The 1,690-nt window shown below is 38.8% G+C and carries 1 protein-coding gene and 2 pseudogenes; all 3 read right to left on the bottom strand.

The window, feature by feature from the left end; translation table 11 throughout:
• Nucleotides 1–69 precede the first annotated feature (69 nt).
• Nucleotides 70–711, bottom strand: a complete 642-nt coding sequence (locus H6G97_RS50955) for a two-partner secretion domain-containing protein (RefSeq protein WP_190947759.1) — start codon at nucleotides 709–711, stop codon at nucleotides 70–72.
• 182 nt (nucleotides 712–893) lie between these two features.
• Nucleotides 894–1,313: pseudogene (locus H6G97_RS50950) on the bottom strand (two-partner secretion domain-containing protein); the annotation flags it as partial.
• 147 nt (nucleotides 1,314–1,460) lie between these two features.
• A pseudogene (locus H6G97_RS50945) lies at nucleotides 1,461–1,690 on the bottom strand (hypothetical protein); the annotation flags it as partial.

Genomic DNA, 1,690 nt, shown 5'->3' with positions numbered 1-1,690 from the left:
CGGATACTTCTGGATATAATCAAAAACCATAACTAATACAGAAAAATGGTAGACACTTACTTAAACGTTTTACCATTTTTCTTTTCCTAAGTTAATATTTCGGACAAGTCTATTAGGGTCAGAGTTAACAAGTAATGCAGTTGGATATAAACGTGCGGTAGAGCTACCAATCAGTTGCACACGTTCAGTAGTGTTTAATGTTATACCTATTCCTGTACCCTTACCTGAAGTAATTGCTGAAATTCTCGCTCCATCTGTAAGTGTTGCATTAGCACTTTGTACTTGAATACTACCGCCAGTATCTCCATCGGTAGCGACATAAGCTGCTTGTGTTAGACGAATATCTTTAAATTTTTCAATCCCTTCATAATTTAAAACATAGCCAGTATCATTTGATGCCAAGCTCACAAAGCTGTTATCAGCAACACTCCCTAACTCAATCCGTCCTGATGGAGCGATAAGGGAACCTCCTTCTATAACAACATCACCACCTATTAGTGCTAATGTTCTATTAGCCAGCACTTGTAAACCAACAATTTCACCATTACTATCGATTGCTTGAGATTGGTTAATGATACTGCCTGGATTTGCCTCATATTGCAAACCAAGTGGAACATTGATACTCAGCAAGGGTGCAGACTGAGGAGTTTTTGCACTAAATTCTAAGTTATTTGGAAACTTAAAGCTACTGGCAGTACAGGGCAAACGCATCTAAATTACTCTTGATCACAACGAAGGTTAAGAACCAACGAAAAAATCAGGATTTCGAGCTTGATTATTTTTTAAGCCCCAAAGCGATCGCCTAAAACTTTCGCAATAAGCAAAACTTAATGACATTGATTTTAAATCTATTCTCAATAAAGTATGCTTATTGACATGATGCGGCCGCCCTGACTGGCAGTACTTGCTAAGAATGACCCACCTATTTCCAAACGTGCATTACGACCAAATACAATTCCATTGGGATTAATTAGAAACAGGTTAGCCGTGCCGTTAGCGCGAATTATCCCATCAATATTAGAAACTGAGCCACCTGTAACTCGACTAATAATATTTTGAATATTCAGAGCATTATTAAAAGAAGCAATGCTACCAGTATTCACAGAAAACTCACCAAAACTATGGAATAAGTTTCCACCAGCTTGAGTTCCTCCAGTAATGTTAAAAGTGTCACCCTCTCTTGTGACGCTAGTGTTATTAGGTAAAGTGCCATTTGGAGTAATTTGAGCGTTCGCACAATCAATGGTACAAAAGCTGACACCGAAAGCGATAGCCGCTAAAGCACCCCAACAAGCAAAACCTAAACCTGACATTGCAAGCCTCCAATGATAGCAGCAGCAAACTTTAGTTAAGCATAAATCAAGTTACTAGCTATTAAATAGCCAATAATTAGGCTACTAAGTTTTCATCCGAAAACTCCGGTTTTTCGCAAGAACTTGAATAATTTACAAAACTTTACTTTATAAAGTTCTCAAACTACCGCTCACGATACTCGCCCTAATCAACTCCCCATCAACAATCGCAATTCCCCGCTGCGGATATTTCACCAGCAACTTCTTGATCACAATTTGCAAAGCCAATACGGTTCGGTTAAGCCCAAAATCAGGTAAGGTGAGGGTTATTCCCTGAATGCACTGATGTTGAATGCAACTCAAAGAATTCTCACTGATCTCACCTGTAGTCGAATCAG

It is taken from the genome of Nostoc flagelliforme FACHB-838 (genome assembly GCF_014698065.1).
Classification (GTDB): domain Bacteria; phylum Cyanobacteriota; class Cyanobacteriia; order Cyanobacteriales; family Nostocaceae; genus Nostoc; species Nostoc flagelliforme_B.
This window is presented reverse-complemented; position numbering and strand designations above follow the sequence as displayed.

What these genes read in the sequence shown, in the direction of transcription:
- H6G97_RS50955 (WP_190947759.1), bottom strand. Translation starts at nt 711, where the DNA reads ATGCGTTTGCCCTGTACTGCCAGTAGCTTTAAGTTTCCAAATAACTTA.